This is a genomic window from Terrimonas sp., assembly GCF_003075435.1.
In the GTDB taxonomy this organism is placed as follows: domain Bacteria; phylum Bacteroidota; class Bacteroidia; order Chitinophagales; family Chitinophagaceae; genus Agriterribacter.
On the sequence record NZ_QCZJ01000007.1, the window covers coordinates 235,990 to 242,661 of the forward strand.

Annotated in this window: 2 protein-coding genes; both read left to right on the forward strand. The window is 40.9% G+C overall.

What is annotated here, in order from left to right; all coding sequences use genetic code 11:
* Positions 1–158 precede the first annotated feature (158 nt).
* Positions 159–6,266 (forward strand): alpha-2-macroglobulin family protein, encoded by a 6,108-nt coding sequence (locus tag DC498_RS10450; protein WP_240627954.1) that lies wholly within the window; start codon positions 159–161, stop codon positions 6,264–6,266.
* Positions 6,267–6,377: 111 nt separating this feature from the next.
* Positions 6,378–6,672, forward strand: a 295-nt coding sequence (locus tag DC498_RS10455; protein WP_133176824.1) for a transposase, incomplete at its 3' end; no start/stop codon positions are given.

Consider the following 6,672-nt stretch of genomic DNA (forward strand, 5'->3'; position numbering starts at 1 on the left):
ATCCCTCCTTATTCCGCATCTATACAAATCATAACAAAGTACTTAAAGAACAAACTGTAATTTTGATTACCCTCAAAAAGACAATTATGCATTTGAAACACATTGCTTTATGTTCAATAATATGTTTAGCTTTCTTACACTTAAAAAGTCAAACCCGTATGAATCCTTATGATAGCGCCTGGAAAAAAGTGGATAATTTAATTAACAAGGATGGATTAGTGAAAACAGCTTTGGGAGAAGTTGACAAAATTTATGTTAAAGCCAGGAAGGAAAAAAACAATCCGCAGCTTATAAAAGCATTGGTATACCAGTTAAACCTTAGTGCTGCCACCACTGAAAATGCTGAAACAGCACAGATTCAAAAAATAGAAAAAGAAATTGCGGGAGCAGGTGAACCCGCCAGCCAGATACTGCAATCTATTACGGCGGAAATGTACTGGCATTATTTTCAAAATAACCGCTGGAAATTTTATAACAGAACAAATACAACCAATTTCAACAAAGAAGATATTGCTACATGGACATTGGATGACCTGCATAAAAAAATAAGTGAATTATATCTTGCTTCTTTGCAAAACGAACAACTCCTGCAGAAAACATCTCTTACCGATTTTGAAGCAGTAATTATAAAAGGTAATACCCGCAAGCTTCGCCCGACCTTATACGATTTACTGACGCACAGGGCGCTGGATTATTTTGAGAATGATGAAAGAGATATCACCAAACCGGCTTATGCATTTACCATTAATGACGACGCGGCATTTGAAACCACGGCTAACTTCATTCAGCACAATTTCACCACAAAAGATACTGCTGCACTGCAATACAAAGCATTGCTGATTTACCAGCAGTTACTTGCTTTTCACAAGAATGACACATCGCCGGAAGCGTTGATTGACACAGAAGCAAGAAGACTGGCATTTGTACACGAGCATGGCGTAATGCCCAATAAAGAAGCCTTATATGAAAAGGCTTTACAACAACTCGCGGCGCAAAATGAAAAATCTCCTGCTGTTTCACAGTTGTGGGCGGCATTGGCGCAATATTATTATAACAAAGGAAATAATGACGAGGCCAATAGCAACCCCGACAGCACAGCTTTAAAAACTGCAAAAGATATTTGTGAAAAAACAATAAAGCTTTATTCTAAAACCGAAGGTGCTGCGGATTGCCGGAACCTGCTGAACAATATTCTCCGCAAGTCAGTAGAGTTGTTTACGGAAAAAGTAAATGTTCCCGGCGAAGCGTTCCGTACACTGGTAAAATACAAAAATTTTAATACCGCTTATTTCAGGATAATCCCACTGACTAAAACCTTTAAAAATAGTTTACAAAACAAATACGAAGATACCTATTGGCAAAAATTGACTTCAGCTCCTGCAACAAAAGAATGGGAACAGAACTTACCTGCTACAGATGACTATCTTGAACATGGTGTTGAAATAAAAGTAGACGGTTTGCCTGTAGGGGAATACGCGCTGCTGGCAAGTATGAACAAAGACTTCAGCACCGGCAAAAATTTATTAGCAGCACAGTTTTTTTATGTTTCAGCCATCAGTTTTGTGAATAGCCAACAGGAGTATTTTGTACTGCACAGGAACACCGGCAAACCGCTGGCAGAAGCTGCAGTGCAGGTATGGACATCTAAATATGATTATACCGACAGAAAAAACAAACTACAGAAAGGAGAATTGTTAACGGCTGATAAGAACGGCTATTTTCAGTTACCCGCAAGAGGCAGGGAAGACAGAAATATCCGCCTGGAAATTAAATGGCAGAAAGATCATCTCTTTATGGATGATTACCAATACATATACAATCGCTATGATGCATATAATAGCAATGAAAAAACCAAAGAAGCATTTGAAAAGCAAAGCAGCCAGGTATTCTTTTTTACCGACAGAAGCATATACCGCCCTGGGCAAACGCTTTATTTCAAAGCTATAGCTGTTACAAAAAACCGGGAAACCCGCAAAGTAATGCTTTTAGAACAAAAACTTATGACGGTTATGCTAAAAGATGCTAACCAACAGGTGATTGATTCGTTATCACTTACCTCAGGTGAATACGGTTCAATACAGGGTCAGTTCAGACTGCCTCAAAATACGCTGAACGGTAACTTCACACTATCTGTTAAAGAATATAACAGGGGTATCGGGTATTTTTCTGTAGAAGAATATAAGAGACCTAAGTTTTTTGTAGAGATCAACAAACCTAGAGGCAGTTTCCGGGTAAACGATACCGTTAGCATTACCGGCACTGCAAAAGCCTATGCAGGCAATAATATAGATGACGCTACGGTTTCTTACAGGGTATCCAGGCAGGCAAGGTTTATTTACCCCTGGCTGTTTTACAGGCGCCCGATGCCGAATGTGCCTAATATGGAAATTACCAGCGGCACAACCACCACTGATGCCAATGGAAATTTCAAGCTTGATTTTGCAGCTATTCCTGATCTCAGCATTGATAAAAAACTCGACCCGGTATTTGATTATTCCGTGCAGGTAGATATTACAGATATAAATGGTGAAACAAGAAGTGAAACTTCGGTTATACCTGTTGGTTATAAATCAGTAGTGCTGAACATTGACCTGCCGGGTTCACCGGTAGCTACAGACAGCCTGAAAAATATTTTTGTCGGAAGTGCTAACCTGTCAGGAGAACCGGAAAAACTGAATGCAACCGTAATGATATACCCCTTACAGGCGCCGCAACGTTTGATCAGGGAAAGGTATTGGGATAAGCCTGACAAATTTGTTTTCAGCGAAGCTGAATACATAAACCATTTTCCGCATGATGAGTATAAGGATGAAGCTGATTACCGCAATTGGACAAGAGGGAGCAGTATGTATGCAGCAACAGATACAACAAACAAAAAATTTCAGGTCTCAAACCAGTCCACCAGAGCGGATATCAAATTCCCCTCCGGCTGGTATGCAATAGAAGCCATCGCGAAAGATAAAGATGGCAATGACATTAAAGCTATTGAATATGTACAATTATATGATGCGGCAGCAAAAACAATTCCTTTGCCTGAGTATAATTGGTATACAGATATTAAAGCCAATGCCCAGCCGGGTGAAACCGCTGGTTTTATTACGGGAACTGCTGCCACTGATGTATTTCTTATTCAGCAAACAGATAAAACCATTGAAGGGCGCAATGAAAGCAATCAACAAATCTCTTATCAATTTTTTAGCATAAATAATGAAAAGAAAAATTTCAGTTTTCCCATTACAGAAGATGACCGCGGAGGTTTTGGTATAGTACAGCTTTTTGTAAAAGACAACCGCGTTTATATCAACAATAACATCATTTCCGTGCCCTGGACAAACAAACAACTTGCTGTTAACCTGTCAACCTTCAGAGAAAAAATGGAGCCCGGCAGTGAAGAAAAATGGCAGGTAAAAATAAGCGGCAGCAAGGGAGAAAAAGTAGCAGCAGAAATGCTGGCTTCCATGTATGATGCATCATTAGATCAGTTTAAACCGCACCGTTGGGTTGTGCCTAATATCTGGCCGCAATATTATGCCTATAGTAATTGGGATGGCAGGCAGTCATTTACTGATATACAATCCGAGGAAAGAAATACATTCCCGGTGGATAATGCGTATTATGAAAAGAATTATGACAGGTTGATAACAGTTTCAGTTATGCCTGGCAGTTTACAGGATGTAGTAGTGGTAGGTTATGGTGGTGGCAGAAAGCGGGCTGTCGCAAGAATGGCAGCACCAATGATTTCAAAAAACGAAATGGCTGAAGGCCTCGTAAGCGCTTCAGAAGCAGAGGGTGATTCTGCTGAATATTCTAAAATGCAAAAAAAGTCTTTAACCGGTTCTGTAGTTATTGTAGAAAATAAGAATACTGAAAATAAAAATTTACCGGTAACAACCACCCGCAAAAACTTCAACGAAACAGCCTTCTTCTTCCCTGACCTGAAAACAGATGAAGCCGGTAATATCGCTTTCAGCTTTACCATGCCGGAGGCGCTCACCCAATGGAAGATGATGGCTATTGCACACAGTAAAGCACTTGCTTTCGGTTATGCGCAACAGTTAGCTGTTACGCAAAAGGAGCTGATGATACAACCAAACGCGCCTCGTTTTGTAAGAGAAAAAGACAGCATTGCTTTCAGCGCCAAAATTGTAAATATAGGCGATAAGCCCCTGAATGGCTTTGCCAAACTGGAGCTGGTTGACGCGGCAACACTTCAACCGGTTGATCATTTATTTAACAATGCTGTGCCGGTAAAAGAATTTACGGTTGCCGCCGGGCAAAGCACACCGGTTCAATTCCTGATCTGCGTACCGCAAAATTTTAATACAGCGCTGCAATACCGCATTACCGCTACTGCCAATACCGGCGATGGTAAAACATTATCTGACGGAGAAGAAAATATACTGCCGGTGCTGACCAACCAAATGCTGGTTACCGAAGCGCTTCCGCTGAATATGCGTGGCAGCGGCACTAAAAATTTCATTTTTGAAAAACTGCTGAAATCCGGCGTAAGCCATTCGCAAAAAAATTTCGGGCTCACAGTTGAATATACTTCAAACCCTGCATGGTATGCAGTGCAGGCGCTTCCTTATCTTGCTGAATTTCCCTATGAATGTGCGGAACAAACCTTTAACCGGTATTATGCCAATATACTGGCAACTAATATCGCGAACAGTTCACCCCGAATAAAAGCCGTATTCAGCAAATGGCTTACTGATTCAGCGAGCAACAAAGGATTGGTTTCCGCGCTTGAAAAAAATGAGGAATTAAAAAGTGTTGTCTTGCAGGAAACGCCCTGGCTGATGCAGGCAAAAAGTGAAACAGAACAAAAGAAAAATATCGCCCTGCTTTTTGATATGGTGCGCATGAGCAATGAAGCAACGTCCAACTTTAATAAGCTGAAAGATATGCAGACCTTCAACGGTGGCTTTGTATGGTTTAAGGACGGAAGAGATGATCGTTTTATTACACAATATATTATAACAGGTATCGGGCATCTTCAAAAATTACATGCATTACCAGCAGAAAGCATGACTGAGTGGAAGGATGTAGTATCACGGGCATTAGTATATACCGACAACAGGATAAAGGAGGAATATGAGCAGCTTGTTAAAACAAAAGCAAAGCTTAAAGAAAACCAGCTGAGTAATGCAGCCATTCAGTATTTGTATATGCGGAGTTTCTATACTGACAACAAAATAACAGCCACTGCTGCTACAGCATACAATTACTACACAGAACAGGCAAAAAAATACTGGCTTAAACAAAGCAGGTATATGCAGGGTATGATAGCGCTGGCTCTATTCAGAACCGGCGATACAAAAACAGCGAATGCAATCATTGCTTCATTAAAAGAGAACGCGGTTACACATGAAGAAATGGGTATGTACTGGAAGGATATCCGCAGCGGATATTACTGGTACCAGGCGCCTGTAGAAACACAATCATTATTGATTGAAGCATTCAGTGAAATAACAAAAGACAGCCAGGCGGTAAATGATATGAAACTGTGGTTACTGAAACAAAAGCAAACTCAGCATTGGGGTAATACAAAAGCAACCGCCGAAGCTTGTTATGCTTTACTTCTGCAGGGCAGTGACTGGCTGGCAAATGAACCGCAGGTATCTGTTACGCTGGGAAAAACAACCGTATCCAATACCGGCAATAGTGAAGCCGGTACAGGCTATTTCAAAACAAATATTCCAGCAGCAGATATTAAACCGGAAATGGGCAATATAAAAGTGGCGGTTAGCTCTTCCGCCAAACAAACATCAGGCAGTTGGGGCGCGGTATACTGGCAGTATTTTGAAGACCTGGATAAGATCACTCCATCATCAGGAGAAACAATGCCTTTGCAATTAAAAAAACAATTATTTATACAGAAGCATACAGACCGGGGACCAGTACTGGAGCCGGTAAACAATAATGCCCACCTTAAGGTTGGCGATAAATTAATTGTTCGTATAGCATTGCGTGCAGACCGCGATATGGAGTATGTGCACATGAAAGACATGAGAGCAGCAGGAACAGAGCCGGTTAATGTATTAAGCTCCTACAAATGGCAGGGAGGCCTGGGTTATTACGAAAGCACAAAAGACGTATCAACCAATTTCTTCTTCGGCTGGTTATCAAAAGGTACTTACGTTTTTGAATACCCGCTTTTTGTAACCCATGAAGGAAATTTTTCTTCAGGTGTTGCAACTATACAATGTATGTATGCGCCTGAGTTTATTTCTCATTCGGAAGGGGTGAGGATTATGGTGAAATGAGTTGAGGGCAGTGAGCTGTGAGCTATCAGCTATGGGCGGTGAGCTATGAGCATTCTGTGTCTTGTCCTAGCATAAGTAGACAGATTTAAGAACAAAAAAATCTGTAATACCATGACAAGAGATGTCCAAACGGTGATCCGGTATAGTATTAGCTTTAAGCAAAAAGTAGTCAGAGAGTTAGAAGAGGAAGGGTTAACAATATCAGAAGCGTCCCGTCGCTATGGAATAAAAGGAGGTCAGACGATCCAAAACTGGTTACGTAAATTTGGTAAAAATCATTTAATAAGTAAAATAGTAAGAATAGAGATGAAAGGGGAAAAAGACCGTGTAAAAGAGTTGGAGTCGGAGTTAAAGCGGGTGAAACTGGCGCTGGCAGATGCTACGATGAAGAATGATATGCTGGAAA